The following is a 15,776-nucleotide window of genomic DNA, read 5'->3' as shown; positions in this document are numbered from 1 at the left end:
GCTCTATTAAGGTTGCGCCTTTTGCGTGACATAATGGCTCAAAAAATCAAAGAATGAAATCCAGAGATATTTTTGATATGGACAGCTTGTCATTGGATCAGGTGATAAGTGAAGACACGGAATTTATTCCGTTAATGACTCATGATGATGAGGACAACATGGAGAAGGAAGAGGTGCCAGAAACACTTGCGATCTTACCATTACGAAATACAGTGCTTTTTCCAGGTGTGGTAATTCCTATCACAGCAGGTCGCGATAAATCAATTCAACTTTTGCAACAAGCCAATAAGGATAAAACCCTGATTGGTGTAGTGAGCCAAAAAGATGGCAACAATGAAGATCCTGGAAAGGAGGATATTTATGGTGTAGGAACCGTTGCCCGCATAGTACGAATGTTTAAAATGCCTGATGGAAACACCACTGTTATCATTCAAGGGAAAAAGCGATTTGAAGTAGAAGAGGTAACGGAAGAAGAGCCTTATATGAAGGCCCGCGTTACTATTCTTACTGAAAAGAAAGTACGCAAAGACAATCAAAAGTTTGCGGCACTTATTGATTCCATTAAGGATATGGCGCTTAAGATTATTAAGGAATCGCCAAATATTCCTAGTGAAGCGGCTTTCGCCTTAAAGAATATTGAGAGCGATACTTTCTTGCTAAACTTTATTTCATCCAATATGAATTTGGATGTGGATGCGAAGCAGGAGCTTTTGGAAATCCGAGACATGAAGGAGCGCGCCAATATGGTATTGAAGCATCTACATGATGAGCTTCGCATGTTGGAGATGAAGAATGAAATCCAAAGCAAGGTAAAAACCGAGTTTGATCAGCAGCAGCGCGAGTACTTTTTGCATCAGCAGATGAAGCAGATTCAGGAAGAGCTTGGAGGAAATACTTCGGAGGAAGAAATTGAAGAAATGCGTGCCCGTGCCGAAAAGAAAAAGTGGCCGGATAATATTAAGGAGGTTTTTGAAAAGGAATTGAAAAAAATACAGCGCATCAATCCACAGGTTCCTGAATTTAGCATTCAGCGCAACTATTTGGAGTTTATGCTCGACCTGCCCTGGAATGAATATTCAAAGGACACTTTTGATTTAGCGAAAGCGGAAAAAATACTAGACCGCGATCATTACGGTTTGGAAAAAGTGAAGGAGCGTATTTTGGAACACCTTGCTGTGCTTAAGCTAAAGGGTGATATGAAGGCGCCAATCCTTTGCTTATACGGCCCTCCGGGAGTTGGTAAAACCAGTCTTGGAAAATCTGTAGCCGAAGCTTTGGGACGCGAGTATATTCGTATGTCTCTTGGTGGAATGCGTGATGAAGCAGAAATCCGTGGACACCGCAAAACCTACATTGGCGCCATGCCTGGCCGATTGATTCAAAGCATAAAGAAAGCTGGTACGTCAAATCCGGTTTTTGTGCTGGATGAGATAGATAAATTAGCAAGTGGAGGAGGGCATGGTGACCCACAATCTGCCATGCTTGAGGTGCTTGACCCTGAGCAAAACAGTGAATTTTATGATAACTACCTGGAGTTGGGCTATGACCTGAGCAAGGTGATGTTTATTGCTACAGCTAATAATTTGAGTTCGATTCACCCCGCGCTTCGCGATAGAATGGAAATCATTGAAATAAATGGCTACACGGTAGAGGAGAAGGTGGAAATTGCAAAGAGACACCTTTTGCCAAAGCAGCTTAAAGAGCATGGTATTAAGCCAAAAGATTTATCTGCTGACAAGAAAGTGCTTGAATATATCGTAGACAACTACACCCGTGAATCAGGTGTACGTGGCCTTGATAAAGTGATGGCTAAAGTGGCTCGCTATGCGGCCAAAAATGTAGCCATGGAGAAGGATTACATCAAGAAGCTAAAGGTTTCTGATGTGAAGGAAGTGTTGGGGCCAGAGCGTTTTAATAAAGACAAATACCAAGGTAATGATATTGCAGGGGTGGTTACGGGCCTTGCCTGGACGCCCGTTGGTGGCGCTATTCTTTTTATTGAATCATCATTGAGCAAAGGGAAAGGTAAGCTTACCGTGACCGGAAACTTGGGGGATGTGATGAAGGAATCGGCTATCATAGCTATGGCATATTTGAAGGCCCACGCTGATGAATTTAACATCAATTACAACTTGTTTGACCAATGGGATGTGCATATTCACTTCCCTGAAGGTGCCACACCAAAAGATGGACCTTCAGCCGGTATTACAATTTTAACTTCTTTGGCTTCGCTATTTGCTCAAAAGCAAGTGCGTGAAAAGACAGCTATGACTGGTGAAATAACTCTTCGTGGAAAAGTACTGCCAGTAGGAGGTATTAAGGAAAAGATTCTTGCTGCCAAGCGTGCTGATATTCAAAATATCATTCTTTGTGAAGATAACAGAAAGGATATCGAGGAAATCCGTGCTGACTATTTGGAAGGGTTGAACTTCCATTATGTTGAGAATATGATGGATGTGATAAAATTTGCATTGACGGATAAACCTGTGAAAAATGCAATTGACATGTCTGATAAAAGGCCAATTGGTTTGAAACAAGCTTAGGATAGCGAATTAAAGGAGTTTACTCTTTAAGATATATAAGATAGCCCCATGAACTTCATGGGGCTATTGTTTTATAAAGCTAAATCAAAAAATGCTGTTGGAAAATAAAACGGTGGTAATTTAATTGAACCTTGTACGTTCTATAATCTGATTTAGATATTTAGCTTGCCATTAGCTATAAATAGATATTTTCGCATTTATGAAGAAACTGCTATCGCTGCTTATTCTTTTATCCGGTACACTCAGTGCCCAAATTGGTGGTCAAAATGCTTACCAATTTCTGAACATTGTTCCTTCGGCTCGTGTGGCGGGGCAAGGAGGAGTAGCTATTGCTAATACTGAGCAAGACGTAAATTTTGCCCTATGGAATCCTTCGCTTCTCAATAAAGAAATGAGCGGTCAGGTTAGTATCAGCATGGTAGATTATCTAAGTGATATTTTGCTAGGAGATGTAACCTACGCGCGTCATTATGATAGTATTGGTACGTTTTCAATTGGCTTACGCTATTTAGATTATGGTGATTTTGACAGAGCAAATACCTTGGGTATAAGAGCTGGAGAATTTGGCGGAGCAGATGTAGCCCTCACCATTGGTTATGGTTATCAGTTAGACACCAATTGGAGTTTTGGTGCAAACTTAAAAGTGATAAACTCTACTCTTGAAGCTTACTCGTCTACAGGGATGGCACTGGATTTAGCAGCTACTTATCAAATTCCGCGAAAGAGACTTTCTATTGCCTTGGTGGCAAAAAATATAGGATTCCAGTTTAATGCCTATGATGCACAAAGAGAAAAACTTCCGTTTGAATTACAATTAGGTATTAGCAATAGATTTGAGCATTTACCGCTAAGGTGGTCACTTACATGGGAGCAGTTGGAAACTTGGGACCTGAGGTATGATGACCCCAGTAATGTAAAAGTGAATAGCCTTACAGGAGAAATAGAAGAAGATAAGCCGGGTGTGATGAATAACGTATTGCGACACTTAGTAATTGGTGCTGAGTTCGCGCCTACTAAGAGTTTCAACATCCAGTTTGGGTATAATTTTAGAAAAAGACAAGAGCTTAATTTGGATACCAGAAGGACTTCAGCAGGATTTTCTTTTGGCTTGGGCTTGAAAATTTCAAAATTTAGAATTAACTACGCTCGAAATATGTATCACGTTGCCGGAGGTGCCAACAATTTTAGTTTGGTCACTAATCTTGGTGACTTTAAAAAGTAAAGCGGGCCATGCCTAAATCTATCAATATAGCCGTAGATGGCTATTCTTCTACAGGAAAAAGTACACTTGCCAAAGATTTAGCAGCAGCACTTGGATATCGCTATGTAGATAGCGGAGCAATGTATAGAGGCGTCACTCTTTATGCCCTCAAAAATGGCCTTATCAAAAATGGCCGAATTGCCGAAAATCTTGCTGATTATCTAGAAGATATGCATTTAGAGTTCATTTTCAATCGTGAACGAGGAGCCTCCGATTTACACTTAAATGGTGAAGATGTAGAGGAAGAAATTCGTGAATTGGAAGTTGCTAAGTACGTGAGCGATGTAGCTTCTATTTCAGAAGTGCGAAAGTTTTTGGTGAAGGCTCAGCAAAAAATGGCTGGCAAAAAGGAGGTGGTAATGGATGGCCGCGACATTGGTACGGTGGTAATGCCTGATGCAGAGCTCAAAATATTTGTAACAGCAAGACAAGCGGTGCGTACTTCACGCAGACATGGTGAACTTATCCGTAGAGGAAAGGATGTAACCAAACAAGAAGTGGAAGCTAACCTTATGCAGCGCGATTTGATTGATAGTACTCGCGAAGACAGCCCTTTGATGCAAGCAGAAGATGCTCGTCTTTTGGATAACTCTGAACTAAGCTTAAAAGAGCAGCTGGAAATTGGCCTAAATTGGGCTAAAGAAACTTTGGCTACTACTTAACTTACTCACCGCCTTCTTTCTCCAATAACTTTATAGTGTCAATATACTTTTGCATGGCTTCTTCTTTGGGCATGCCTTGAAGGCGGTACCAGGCGTCATGCTTGAAAGTTTCAATTACGTTGGAAGATTCGTGAGGGCGGGTGTGGGTATTGTTACCAATAGTACCTTGCTTAAAGTAGGCGTAAGCGATGAGCATGTTGTCTGCCGTTTGAGGAGGAAGGCCGCTGCCAATTTCCACATACTTCCAAAATTCGGTGTCCAGACTTTTGTCCTCCATTACTACTAGCTTTGCCATCAAATTTACTTTAGTTCTGCTAAAATCTGCTCCCCTCCGCGAGCTTTGTCTCCAACTTTTACCAACACATTTGCGTCAAGCGGTAAAATAATATCTACACGAGATCCAAACTTAATAAATCCTGAGTCAGTACCCTGCAATACTTTTGCGCCCTCTTTGGCATACATTATTATTCTTCTTGCCAATGCTCCAGCAATCTGCTTGTACATTACAGGTGTTCCTTCTGGGTTTTCTACCACTACTGAGGTACGTTCATTAAGTAAGCTCGACTTTGGGTGCCACGCCACCAAATATGCACCAGGATGATATTTTGCGTATTTCACCAATCCTGAAATAGGGTAGCGATTTACGTGTACATTTAAAGGTGACATAAAAATACTGATTTGTATTCTTCTGTCTTTAAAATATTCTTGTTCGTCAATTTCTTCAATTACAACCACCTTGCCATCACATGGTGCTATCACTTGATTATTATCTACCTGATGGTAGCGCTTAGGATTTCTAAAAAATTGAAGCACTAATGCGTAGATGACGATTGAAACAATTAGCACAATGTTTTCTACCCACTCATTGGTAAAAAGCAAAAACACAGCTACATTAATTACGGCAAGTATGAGCAATGCTCTAAAGAGGATAGTTTTTCCTTCTGTGTGAAGTCTTATCATTGGGCTAAATTTTCAATAATGCGAATGTAAAAATAAGAGAGGGGCAAGGTAAATAAAAGACTGTCAATACGATCTAAAATACCACCGTGCCCGGGCATGAATTTTCCACTATCTTTTCTATCAAAGCTTCTCTTAAGAGATGATTCAAACAAATCTCCTACAGTACCAAATATCAAAACAATTATGGCTAAACCTACCCAACCCACAATAGGCATAAAGGTGAGGTAGTGGGACATAATTGTCGAGGCAACAAGGGCTGATATGGCGCCACCGATAAAACCCTCCCACGTTTTGTTGGGGGAAATACGCTCATAAAGTTTGTGTTTGCCAAATGTTCTTCCAAACAGATAAGCAAAGGTGTCATTACACCATATAAGTATAAATACTGAGGCCAGCATCCATGGTTGATTTTCGCCCATGTACTGGGGCAGCATTGGTAAAACTATTAGTGGAAAGCCGATATATACCAAACCAAAAATGGTGTGAAAGAGTTTTTTAGGAACGTCTCTAGAATTAAAAGCTAAATTCATCATTAGGGTGGTCAGCATCACAATAAGTAGGGCTTTTAACCATCTTAGTTGTTCCACATCTACATCAAAAATTCCTGTAAAGCAGTAGATGGAAAGAAAGATGCTACCGATGCTTAGTGCTGTAGGAAATGATATGTCCTTGGCTTCTTTGTCAAACTGCATCCATTCTGTCATGGCGGCAATTACTAAAAATGCCGAGAGGAAAACCTGGCCAAACTCTCCGCTAAAAGTGGTTAGAATTACAAGGGCAACATACAGCACCCCGCTGATAGTACGTATAAACATGTTTGACATCAGAGCTGGTCTTCAAGTAATAGTAAATATACTTCTTTGTTACAAGTGCTACCTCCAGCTTCTTCGGGGGCGCTGGCCTTTATTGGGCCTTTTATAGTGGTGATCTGCGAAGGGATGTTTCCGCTATATTTATTACGAATACCGGTAAGGCCCGAACGTAGATTCTCTACAATCTGGCTGGTGCGGGCTACGGTAATAAAGGTTTCAGGAAGATCATTTAATTTATTTCCCATTGTTTGGTTGGCGGTAATCATAATGCCACCATTAAACGAAATGAGATATTCGCAAGATGAGCAGAAGGCATCAGCACTTTTTACATCATCAGCCAGCACTTTTATTCCAGCTTTTTGCAAAATAGATTGCAAGTTACTTTCATTGCAAAAGATGGAATTGAGATGGGACTCCTTGGCTATTTGAGCAAGAAATTCATAGGCATCTTTTTCCTCCTCACAATAAAGAAATTTACCGCCAGAGGCGGTAAAGTTTTTTACAAAAGAAAGGTCAACCGGCTCTTTTTTAGAAGAGCTGCTGAATAGGCTTTGAGTTTCAGGCTCAGAAGAATTTTCCTCTGGCCTTCCACTTAGCACATTAAGAAATTTACCAAAAAAACCGGTCTTCTTCTTAGATTCTGCCATTTGCACTTTTAAGGTTGTGCGAGGTTTTTCTAGCTATTTTCCCCCGGTGATGATACTTCTTCTTCCTCAGTTTTAGAACTTTCCAAGTCAGCTTCGATTTTCTCTATTGCTTTTTGTTCTTGGATTTTCTCTTCCTGATTTTTCCAGGGGCGTTTGCCAAAAATTTCCTCTAAATTTTCCTTAAAGATAACTTCTTTGTCAAGCAGAAGGTCGGCAAGGATAGAGAGTTTTTCCTTGTGCTTTGTTAATAATTCCTTAGCTCTTATGTATTGAGCCTCAATTATCTTACTGATTTCTTCATCAATTACCTGTGCAGTTTTTTCGCTGTAAGGCTTACTGAATCCGTAATCGTCATTGTTTTGACTGTCGTAATAAGTGATGTTTCCAAGCTTATCATTTAGGCCATATACAGTAACCATGGCACGAGCTTGTTTATATACTTTTTCTAGATCACTAAGTGCTCCGGTAGAAATTTTACCAAACACTATTTCTTCAGCAGCTCTACCACCAAGGGCAGCACACATCTCGTCCAAAATCTGATCAGTGTTGGTTATTTGTCTTTCTTCAGGAAGATACCAGGCAGCACCTAATGAACGGCCTCGTGGAACGATAGTAACTTTTACCAATGGAGCAGCATGTTCCAGCATCCAACTGGTAGTAGCATGACCTGCTTCGTGAAAGGCAATCACTTTCTTTTCCTCTTGCGTGATGATTTTATTTTTCTTTTCAAGCCCGCCAACTATACGGTCTACAGCATCAAGAAAATCTTGCTGATCAATTGCTTTCTTGTTTTTGCGAGCTGCAATAAGTGCAGACTCATTACAAACATTTGCAATATCAGCTCCAGAAAAACCTGGTGTTTGCTTAGCTAAAAATTCAGTATCCAAATTTTCAGCAAGCTTTAATGGCTTAAGGTGAACCTGAAAGATTTCCTTACGCTCATTAAGATCTGGAAGATCTACAAATATCTGACGATCAAAACGGCCGGCACGCATAAGTGCTCTGTCCAATACGTCAGCACGGTTGGTGGCAGCAATTACAATTACGTGTTCTTTGGTAGCAAAACCATCCATCTCAGTAAGCAGTTGGTTAAGCGTATTTTCGCGCTCATCATTACCTCCACTAAAAGAGTTTTTACCACGAGCTCTACCAATCGCATCAATCTCATCAATAAATATAATAGCAGGAGATTTTTCTTTGGCTTGCTTAAACAAGTCACGAACACGAGAAGCTCCAACTCCTACAAACATTTCTACAAAGTCAGAACCTGAAAGAGAGTAAAAAGGAACCTTGGCTTCTCCAGCTACGGCTTTCGCCAAAAGCGTTTTACCAGTTCCGGGAGGGCCTACAAGTAGTGCGCCTTTTGGGATTTTACCACCGAGGCTAGTGTACTTTTCAGGGTCTTTTAAAAAAGAAACAATTTCTTCAACCTCCTCTTTTGCGCCTTCCAATCCGGCTACATCTTTAAAGGTGATTTTTACATTTGTGTTTTTGTCAAAAAGCTGTGCTTTAGATTTGCCAATATTGAAAATCTGAGCACCAGCTCCACCGCCACCACCGCTCATTCTGCGCATGATGAAAATCCAAATAGCAATCATAAGGATGAATGGAAAAGTCCAGGCGAGAATGTCGCCCCAGTAATCTTTTTGCTCTTCGTAAGTAACTACGGGTTTGTTTTCTACAGCTTCCGGATGTTCCTCATAAAACTCACGAAGGTTAGTGTTAAAAGCTTCAAATGGCATCTCAAAAGTGTAATGCGCAGCACCACCCAAGTTGTTGTCTTTAAGCTCCTTGTACTTATCCTTTTCAGCAATCACATCTTTCTTTACGAAAACTTGGATTTGTTTTTCGTTCACAATTTTTACTTTGCTCACATCACCATCTTCTACCATAGATGTAAACTCTCTAAAGTCTATAGTAGTGCTGGATTGGCTAAAGCTTCCAAAGATTTGAATGCCAATAAATGCTATAAAAATGGCTGCATATACCCAGTAAAAGTTGAAGCGCTTATTTGGCCCACCGGGCTTCTTTCCGCCTCCTTTACCGTTATTTTTGGAAAACTGTTCTTTAAGTTTATCCAGTTGTTTTTTATCTTTTGTCTCCATGGTTTCTTTAAAAAAGTAGATCAGAAATTGTTTTCAAGCACCGTTACTTTGGCATCGCCCCACAGGCCTTCCAAATCATAAAAATCACGGGTTTCGGCTTGAAAAACATGAGCCGCAACATGAACATAGTCCATCAAAATCCACTGAGAATTATCAAGTCCTTCTACATGCCAAGGCTTTTCATTCAGGGTTTTACGAACGTTATCTTCTACACTGTTACTAATCGCTCTCACTTGCGTGTTTGAGTTGGCATCGCAGATAATAAAGTAATCACAAACGGAATTTTCCAACTCGGTAAGATCTAAAATGGTGATATTTGAAGCCTTCAAATTTTCCATACCATCCTTGATGGCTTCTACAAGCTCGGGGAACTTGTTTTTTTGATTTTCTTTGATCATTTACTTGTTTTGGTCACAGCCTGTAAAAATAGAAAATATACAAGCGGCATCAGTTATCTTTGTGTGTAAATATGGCAAGCACTTCTCATTTAAACACCCTGTTCATCGGTCATCATCGACTGCATTTTGAATCTCTGGATTCAACCAACAATTATCTTAAAGAATTGATTGGTAAGAAGGATGTACAAGAAGGACTTGTAGTTACCGCAGATTATCAAACATCAGGCCGAGGACAAATTGGCAATACATGGGCTTCGGAGCCGGGAGTGAACCTGCTGATGAGTGTGTTTTTCAAGCCACATTATCTGAATGCTTCTCATTCTTTCTATTTTAATATGTCAGTTTGTCTTGCGGTGGCGGATACCCTAAATTTCTTTCATGCCGGTTTTCAGGTAAAATGGCCAAATGACATTCTCTTTGATGGCAAAAAGGTTTGCGGTATTTTGATTGAAAATTCACTGATGGGAAAGAATATCCAACACTCCGTTGTGGGAATTGGCGTGAATGTAAATCAAAATATTTTTGATAAAAACACTAACAAAGCAACTTCTCTTCGTCAGATTTTAGGCCATGAGGTGGAAATGAGATATTTTACCAATAAGGTTTTGGAAATGTTGGAAAAGAGGTATCACCAACTTCAGCGCGACAGGTATGGTTTACTGCAGGATTATTTTGCCTTTTTGTATGGCTACAAACAAACCGTGGCAGCCTTTATAAATGGTAAAAAGGTAATGGCCACCATAATAGATGTGCTAGCCGATGGGCACCTAAAAGCGGAAATAAATGGAAAGACAGAGCTATTTCAGTTTAAGGAAATAAGCTTTGAGCTTTAAATGGTGTTTAGCTTGTCAGCTAAAACTTCAATAAAATTCTTCAACGGCTTTTCTACCATCATGCGAAGCATAGGATTGAACTTTCCTTTAAAATCAAAGTAAGCTTCGCAGCTATTGTCATCAATCGGGCGAATGCGGCATGCAAGACTAAAATCTAATTTGCTGCTTGCGGCTTTGAAAGCAATAAGCTCTGGCTCATTCTTTTCTTCCAATACCAAGCGAACTTCTGGCATTCCTTTCATTCCAAAAAGGAAAGAAGTTTCGTCTGCTTCAAATTTGGTAACGGATTCAGGCATGGCTTTGCCAAAGTTTTCAAAATTCTCCAACTGCTTATAAAGCTCCGTTGCAGATTTATTTACGATCACTTTTTTAGATTCTATATTCATGCCTGATTTATTTGAAATTAATTTTGAAAAGAAGAATTACACACCCTTCCAAGCAGAAGGATCTTTTCTCCATTCTTGAAGTGTGGCAAAAGTGGTGTCTTCTAAAAAGCCATTGTCACGAACTTGCTCCAATAGGTGATTGTAATCACTTAAGGTCAAAAGGTCGCAATTAGCGTTTTTGAAATTTTCATCAGCTACTGGAAAACCATAAGTGAAAACAGCGGCCATTCCTATCACTTTAGCATTTTCTTCGCGAAGGGCTTCTACAGCTTTTAGGCTGCTACCTCCGGTGCTAATCAAATCTTCTATTACCACCACACTTTGGCCAGAGTCAATTACTCCTTCAATTTGATTTTTGCGGCCGTGGCTTTTGGCTTCCGGGCGAACGTATACAAAGGGTAGTCCCATTTCCTGAGCTACCAATATTCCCATGGCAATGGCACCTGTGGCTACTCCGGCAATTACATCTGGTGTGCCATATTTTTCCTCAATAGCTTTTACCAAATGTTCACGCACATAGTTGCGCACCATTGGGTAGCTGAGGATTATACGGTTATCACAATAAATAGGAGATTTCCATCCGCTGGCCCAGGTAAAAGGGTCTTCGGGTTGCAATTTTATTGCCTTTATTTGCAGGAGTTGTTCGGCCGTTTGTCGGGCTATTTCTTTGTCAAAAATCATGCGCCAAATGTATAAAGTTTTCATCAACGATTCCTCTATTAGCTTCATAGAAAAACCGATTTCAGGTGAGGTTTCTCATCTTTCTTATGAATCCAAAGATCATCTGGTAGAATCTATCAAGAGTTTGGAGAATAATTCAGAAATAAAGCACCTCACTTTTGGGGTCGATAGTCTTCAGGAGGTGTGGAATGATTTTACAGAAATGTATGAAATTATTGAAGCGGCTGGTGGAATTGTGAGAAATGGTGCTGGTGAGATTTTGATGATTTATAGATTAGGAAAATGGGATTTGCCAAAAGGCAAGCTCGAAGAAGGCGAAAGTGTAGAAGAAGGAGCCGTACGCGAAGTAATTGAAGAGTGCGGAATAAGCAACCTAAGAGTGATTCGCGAGTTGCCTATTACATATCACACTTATGAAATTGGCGGAAAGAAGATTTTAAAACGAACCTATTGGTTTGAAATGCACACCAAGTTTATTGGTGATTTAGTTCCTCAAATAGAAGAGCACATCGAAAAAGCCCAATGGGTAAAGCCAGACTTTTTGGATGAGTATATGGGAAATACCTATGCTAGTATTCATTGGCTATTGGAGGCTAGTAGGGAGCTGCTAGAGCATTAAAGAATATTTTTCCTCTAAGATCAGCTGAAGATTGCAAAAAGAAAAACCGCCCCGAAATTTTTCGAAGCGGCTTTTGAAAAATTCAAATGTTTCGCAACATCTTATTTTTTATGCAGATAAACTGCTGATGCACCACTGAACTGTGTGTTGTAAGAAGCGCTCTCACTTCCACTATTGTTTGGCACGTCATAAGCCATAATGCGACCACCAGCATTGGCACGTTCTGCGATATATACTTTGTCGGTACGGCTATCATACGCGCAGTCTACAGGGTTACCTAGCATTCCGTCAGCATCTTCTACACGAATTTGGTTGCTCAAAGCAATCATACCTCCATTTCCGGCAGCATTCATTTTTGAATTCCAATCGGCAATTACAGTAAAGGCACCATCATTATCAGAGCTGGCATCACCAATATCGGTAAGGACCATCACATCCGCATCTGCATCATAATTGATACCATGAGTACGCACAAGGCCTTCAATAGAAACAGTCATATCTGCAGTGATTGCAGCGGCAATACCTTTATTGAAAAAATCATTGAATACCACAACATTATTAGATTGATCCTCTACAGCATACATGGTATTTCCTTCAAGTTGAATTCCCCAAAGTAAAACAGGAGAGATATAAATATTCGACAAATAAAGGCTGTCATTGGTTTTTGTGTAAATGTAGAATGAGCTTACCACACTTGCACCAGCTGGACTTTGAGCAATCACAATCTTATTACCGCTTTTGGCAATTTCACGTCCATTTTGGAGTGGGCTCAAAGCACCTATAACCGCTGAAGCATCTGTACTCAATGATGCCTGAATAGTTGAACCTTCAGTTTCTGCTGAAAAGTTAGTGTAAGCTCGCAATTGGTTATTACTACGATCATTTTGGTACAGAATATCTGCTTCAGAGTCGTAATAAATACCATCGGCATCGGCATAAGCTACCGTGTAAGTACTCATTTCATTGGTTTCATTTTCCCCATTTTCATCTTCAGAAAATTCAGTTTTTGAAACCTTCTCTTCAGAGTTACTTGATCCGTAAACCGTAGCTTCCTTTTTGGTAGTTGGGTTCGTTGTCTGTTTGTCATCATCCTCATCGCAACTGGTGGTGATAAAAAAGGTTGCCATGCAGGCGCTTAGTGTTAAAAATTTTAGAGACTTCATGTGTTTCATTTTTTCGATTATCAAATTGATTGAAAAATAACAGAGAGATAGAAACAGATATATTATCCATTACCGTTTCTCTGGTTACATTAACACATACGTAACATTGGGGGAAAAGGTTTACTAGAGAGTAAATAAAGGTTTACGGAAAATGAAATAAGCGAAGGTTAGGCCTTCACAGCACCAGGCACAAACTGCGAGTAATCGCCATCATGCCTTAGCACATCTCTTACAATGCTGGAGCTTATAGATGAGAGACCAGAAGAAGTTAATAGAAAAACGGTTTCCAAGCTTGGCTCCAACTTTCGGTTGGTTTGAGCCACAGCTTTTTCAAATTCAAAATCGGCAGGGTTGCGCAGGCCACGAAGAATAAAATTGGCGTCTTTTTCTTTACAGTATTTTACTGTAAGTCCGCTGTAGGTGTCCGTCTCAATTTTTGGTTCGTCCTTAAAGGTTTCCTTAATCCAGGCTATACGCTGCTCTAAGGGAAACATGTATTTCTTGCTGGCATTTTCGCCCACGGCTACTATTATTTTATCAAATAAAGGAAGACCACGAGAGATGACATCGTAATGACCAAGTGTAATGGGATCAAAGGAACCGGGGAAAACCGCAATTTTCATGTTGAAGCGTTTTGTGCGTTTACTGCAAAGTACTAATACTTTTACTTTTTGCTGGCCAGGGTTTGCTCTAGGGTTTGATCAAAAAGATCTCCCAAACTTATACCAGCGTAATTAGCCTGTTTTGGCAAAATACTTTCTTCGCTTAGGCCTGGAACAGTATTTACTTCAATAAAAAATGGAACACCACTTTCGTTAACGATATAGTCTACACGGGCGAGGCCATTGAGGTTTAAGCTTTCATATATGAATTCACTTTCTTCCATAATTTGGTTGTAAGTATCTTCAGAAATACGTGCAGGAGTAATCTCTTCAGACTGTCCGCTGTACTTGGATTCGTAGTCGAAGAAATCATTTTTTGGAACAATATCAGTAGCCGCTAAAGCTTTGATATAACCTTGATGATTGGTCACTCCACAGCCTACTTCCACACCTTTTACCATTGCTTCAACTATCACTTGGGTGTCAATAGAAAATGCTTTTTCGATAGCGGGAGAAAGTTCTTCGGGAAGGCTAACTTTGGTTACACCAATGCTCGATCCGCTTCTGTTAGGCTTCACAAAGCAAGGAAGACCTACTTGCGAAATTATTTCAACGCTGTTGTAATTTTCGTGGCTAGCCAAATAATAGGCAGATGCAATGTTTACACCTTGACCTTTGAGCAGCATGCTACACTCAGCTTTGTTAAAGGTAAGTGCACTTTCAAATTGCCCTGAAGAAGTTTGTGGCATACCAATCAATTCAAAATACCCAGCCAATGGTCCGTCTTCACCGGGTGCACCATGGATAGCATTGAACACTGCATCAAATGTTAGCTTTTCGCCATTGATGTTGGCTGAAAAATCATTGAGATCTATTGGGTATTCTTGTTCGTCATTTCCAATCATCACCCACTTTTCGCGTGTGATAATCACTTTGTACGGAGCGAATTTTATTTTGCTCAGGTTTTTGTAAACTACGTTTCCTGAATTGATAGAAACTTCATATTCGGGTGAAAAACCACCCATCACTACAGCGATGTTGTACTTCATGGCAAATTTGAAAAAAACGAAAGCAAAGGTAAATTTTAAAGTAACCGAAAAAAGGTTTTTCGTCTTATGAATAGAACGTTAGGGGTAGAGGACAAACTACCCCGTCTTTCACATGCTCCGCGCGAAATCCACCCCTTCAGTTTTGAAGGGGAATTAAGGCTTAGTCTAACTGCCCAAAAACTTTTTGAAGAATAGCATTTACACGAGCCAGCGGATTACTGCGAATGTCAGCTTCTTCTTCAGATATTTTAAGGAATAAACCATCCAAACCTTTTTCAGTGCTGTAGGCAGAAAGGTCAGTGGTGGCAATGGCATTGATTCCCATAAGGGAGCCAATTGTACCTATACCAACACTAGTATTTAGCACGGCATTATACTGTGTTATAAAATCTTCATATTCATCCACCACACTTGAGTTACCGACTTTTACAGCTTGTAAAGCGGCATCAATTTTAGGTTCAAAATTGTTGAACAAGGTAGCTTGTGTTCTTCCTTGAAGGTAAGTGGTGGCCGCAGTGGAATCTCCACCAAACAGAATGTCGTAGCCGTCTTCTATGGTAATATCCGTAATGGCATCAATAAAAATAGGGCCGGCTGTGGAGGCTGCACTTTCAGCCGCACGGTTTATTCCTTTTATAAGTTCATCTTCTTTACTTTTTAAGCCTGGGATATTGATGCCGAGGGCAGTATTAGTGTAGCCATCGTACAAATTTTCGCCTGTAACTGTTACAAAACCAAGGTTTATTGATTTTGATTTAAAGGTCTCGATACTGGTTTGCACCTCAGTGGGTAAAAGAAGCTTTACTGCAAGATCAGCGTAATATCCGTCTTCAGTGCCAAGCTGTGCGGTAGAAGTGTCCGTTCCCACGGCAAGTGCCGATTTTAGACCATCTACAATCTCTTCATCCGTAAGGGAAGTGTCTAATATATCTTTTACAGCATCTGCAGTTTCGCAAGAAGCAAATGAAAATGAAATAGCTGCAATTGCAGCTAGACGGGCAAATTTTATCATGAATTGTGATTTTGAAACAAAGTTAAAGTATATGAATCTTACT

General features: G+C 40.2%; 17 protein-coding genes. 5 read left to right on the top strand and 12 right to left on the bottom strand.

The genetic code is table 11. The features are described 5' to 3' along the window. Positions 1-53: 53 nt before the first annotated feature. The 3 genes from lon to cmk all read left to right on the top strand — a co-directional run bounded on the left by lon (position 54) and on the right by cmk (position 4,466). Positions 54-2,543, top strand: a complete 2,490-nt coding sequence (lon, locus tag OWEHO_RS07745) for an endopeptidase La (RefSeq protein ID WP_014201920.1) — start codon at positions 54-56, stop codon at positions 2,541-2,543. A gap of 199 nt (positions 2,544-2,742) precedes the next feature. Beyond that, positions 2,743-3,765, top strand: a complete 1,023-nt coding sequence (gene porQ, locus OWEHO_RS07740) for a type IX secretion system protein PorQ (RefSeq protein ID WP_014201919.1) — start codon at positions 2,743-2,745, stop codon at positions 3,763-3,765. An 8-nt stretch (positions 3,766-3,773) separates the two neighbouring features. Continuing rightward, positions 3,774-4,466, top strand: coding sequence for a (d)CMP kinase (gene cmk / locus OWEHO_RS07735; protein WP_014201918.1), 693 nt, complete (start codon positions 3,774-3,776; stop codon positions 4,464-4,466). A gap of 1 nt (position 4,467) precedes the next feature. On the opposite strand, the gene OWEHO_RS07730 is transcribed toward cmk, so the two are convergent. Genes OWEHO_RS07730 through rsfS form a run of 6 tightly spaced genes read right to left on the bottom strand, consistent with a single transcriptional unit; the run spans position 4,468 to position 9,388 of the window. Further along, the gene (locus tag OWEHO_RS07730; RefSeq protein WP_014201917.1) at positions 4,468-4,761 is read right to left on the bottom strand and encodes an acyl-CoA-binding protein; all 294 of its coding nucleotides are present in this window, start codon (positions 4,759-4,761) and stop codon (positions 4,468-4,470) included. A 5-nt stretch (positions 4,762-4,766) separates the two neighbouring features. Then, positions 4,767-5,426, bottom strand: a complete 660-nt coding sequence (locus OWEHO_RS07725) for a phosphatidylserine decarboxylase family protein (protein WP_014201916.1) — start codon at positions 5,424-5,426, stop codon at positions 4,767-4,769. Further along, complete coding sequence (locus OWEHO_RS07720) at positions 5,423-6,241, bottom strand: phosphatidate cytidylyltransferase (protein ID WP_169312769.1); 819 nt, start codon at positions 6,239-6,241, stop codon at positions 5,423-5,425. The genes OWEHO_RS07725 and OWEHO_RS07720 overlap by 4 nt, the downstream gene beginning before the upstream one ends. 8 nt (positions 6,242-6,249) lie before the next feature. Next, positions 6,250-6,885, bottom strand: coding sequence for a LutC/YkgG family protein (locus OWEHO_RS07715; protein ID WP_014201914.1), 636 nt, complete (start codon positions 6,883-6,885; stop codon positions 6,250-6,252). 29 nt (positions 6,886-6,914) lie between these two features. After that, positions 6,915-8,990 (bottom strand): ATP-dependent zinc metalloprotease FtsH, encoded by a 2,076-nt coding sequence (gene ftsH / locus OWEHO_RS07710; protein ID WP_014201913.1) that lies wholly within the window; start codon positions 8,988-8,990, stop codon positions 6,915-6,917. 20 nt (positions 8,991-9,010) lie between these two features. Further along, positions 9,011-9,388 (bottom strand): ribosome silencing factor, encoded by a 378-nt coding sequence (rsfS, locus tag OWEHO_RS07705; RefSeq protein ID WP_014201912.1) that lies wholly within the window; start codon positions 9,386-9,388, stop codon positions 9,011-9,013. Positions 9,389-9,459: 71 nt separating this feature from the next. Between rsfS and OWEHO_RS07700 the strand changes: the two genes are divergently transcribed. Beyond that, positions 9,460-10,221, top strand: coding sequence for a biotin--[acetyl-CoA-carboxylase] ligase (locus OWEHO_RS07700; protein WP_014201911.1), 762 nt, complete (start codon positions 9,460-9,462; stop codon positions 10,219-10,221). Here the strand turns inward: OWEHO_RS07700 and OWEHO_RS07695 are convergent. Both OWEHO_RS07695 and pyrE read right to left on the bottom strand, forming a co-directional pair. Beyond that, positions 10,218-10,607: an SRPBCC family protein gene (locus OWEHO_RS07695; protein ID WP_014201910.1), complete on the bottom strand. Its 390-nt coding sequence runs from the start codon at positions 10,605-10,607 to the stop codon at positions 10,218-10,220. The genes OWEHO_RS07700 and OWEHO_RS07695 overlap by 4 nt on opposite strands. Positions 10,608-10,643: 36 nt before the next feature. Continuing rightward, entirely contained in the window at positions 10,644-11,288 is a 645-nt protein-coding gene (gene pyrE / locus OWEHO_RS07690; protein ID WP_014201909.1) for an orotate phosphoribosyltransferase, read from the bottom strand. 7 nt (positions 11,289-11,295) lie between these two features. On the opposite strand from pyrE, the gene OWEHO_RS07685 reads away from it, so the two are divergent. Further along, a complete protein-coding gene (locus OWEHO_RS07685; protein ID WP_014201908.1) occupies positions 11,296-11,907 on the top strand; it encodes an NUDIX hydrolase in 612 nt (203 codons plus the stop codon). A 101-nt stretch (positions 11,908-12,008) separates the two neighbouring features. Here OWEHO_RS07685 and OWEHO_RS07680 read toward each other — a convergent pair whose 3' ends face one another. From OWEHO_RS07680 to OWEHO_RS07665, 4 genes are all read right to left on the bottom strand, one after another. After that, positions 12,009-13,070, bottom strand: a complete 1,062-nt coding sequence (locus OWEHO_RS07680) for a hypothetical protein (protein WP_014201907.1) — start codon at positions 13,068-13,070, stop codon at positions 12,009-12,011. A 167-nt stretch (positions 13,071-13,237) separates the two neighbouring features. Beyond that, positions 13,238-13,693 carry a pantetheine-phosphate adenylyltransferase gene (coaD, locus tag OWEHO_RS07675; RefSeq protein ID WP_014201906.1) on the bottom strand — a complete coding sequence of 152 codons (456 nt, stop codon included), beginning with the start codon at positions 13,691-13,693 and terminating at the stop codon, positions 13,238-13,240. Positions 13,694-13,734: 41 nt separating this feature from the next. Beyond that, entirely contained in the window at positions 13,735-14,721 is a 987-nt protein-coding gene (locus tag OWEHO_RS07670; RefSeq protein WP_014201905.1) for a D-alanine--D-alanine ligase, read from the bottom strand. A gap of 160 nt (positions 14,722-14,881) precedes the next feature. Beyond that, positions 14,882-15,733 (bottom strand): DUF4197 domain-containing protein, encoded by an 852-nt coding sequence (locus tag OWEHO_RS07665; RefSeq protein ID WP_014201903.1) that lies wholly within the window; start codon positions 15,731-15,733, stop codon positions 14,882-14,884. Positions 15,734-15,776: the final 43 nt, after the last annotated feature.

The sequence above is a fragment of the Owenweeksia hongkongensis DSM 17368 genome, assembly GCF_000236705.1.
In the GTDB taxonomy this organism is placed as follows: Bacteria; Bacteroidota; Bacteroidia; order Flavobacteriales; family Schleiferiaceae; genus Owenweeksia; species Owenweeksia hongkongensis.
This window is presented reverse-complemented; position numbering and strand designations above follow the sequence as displayed.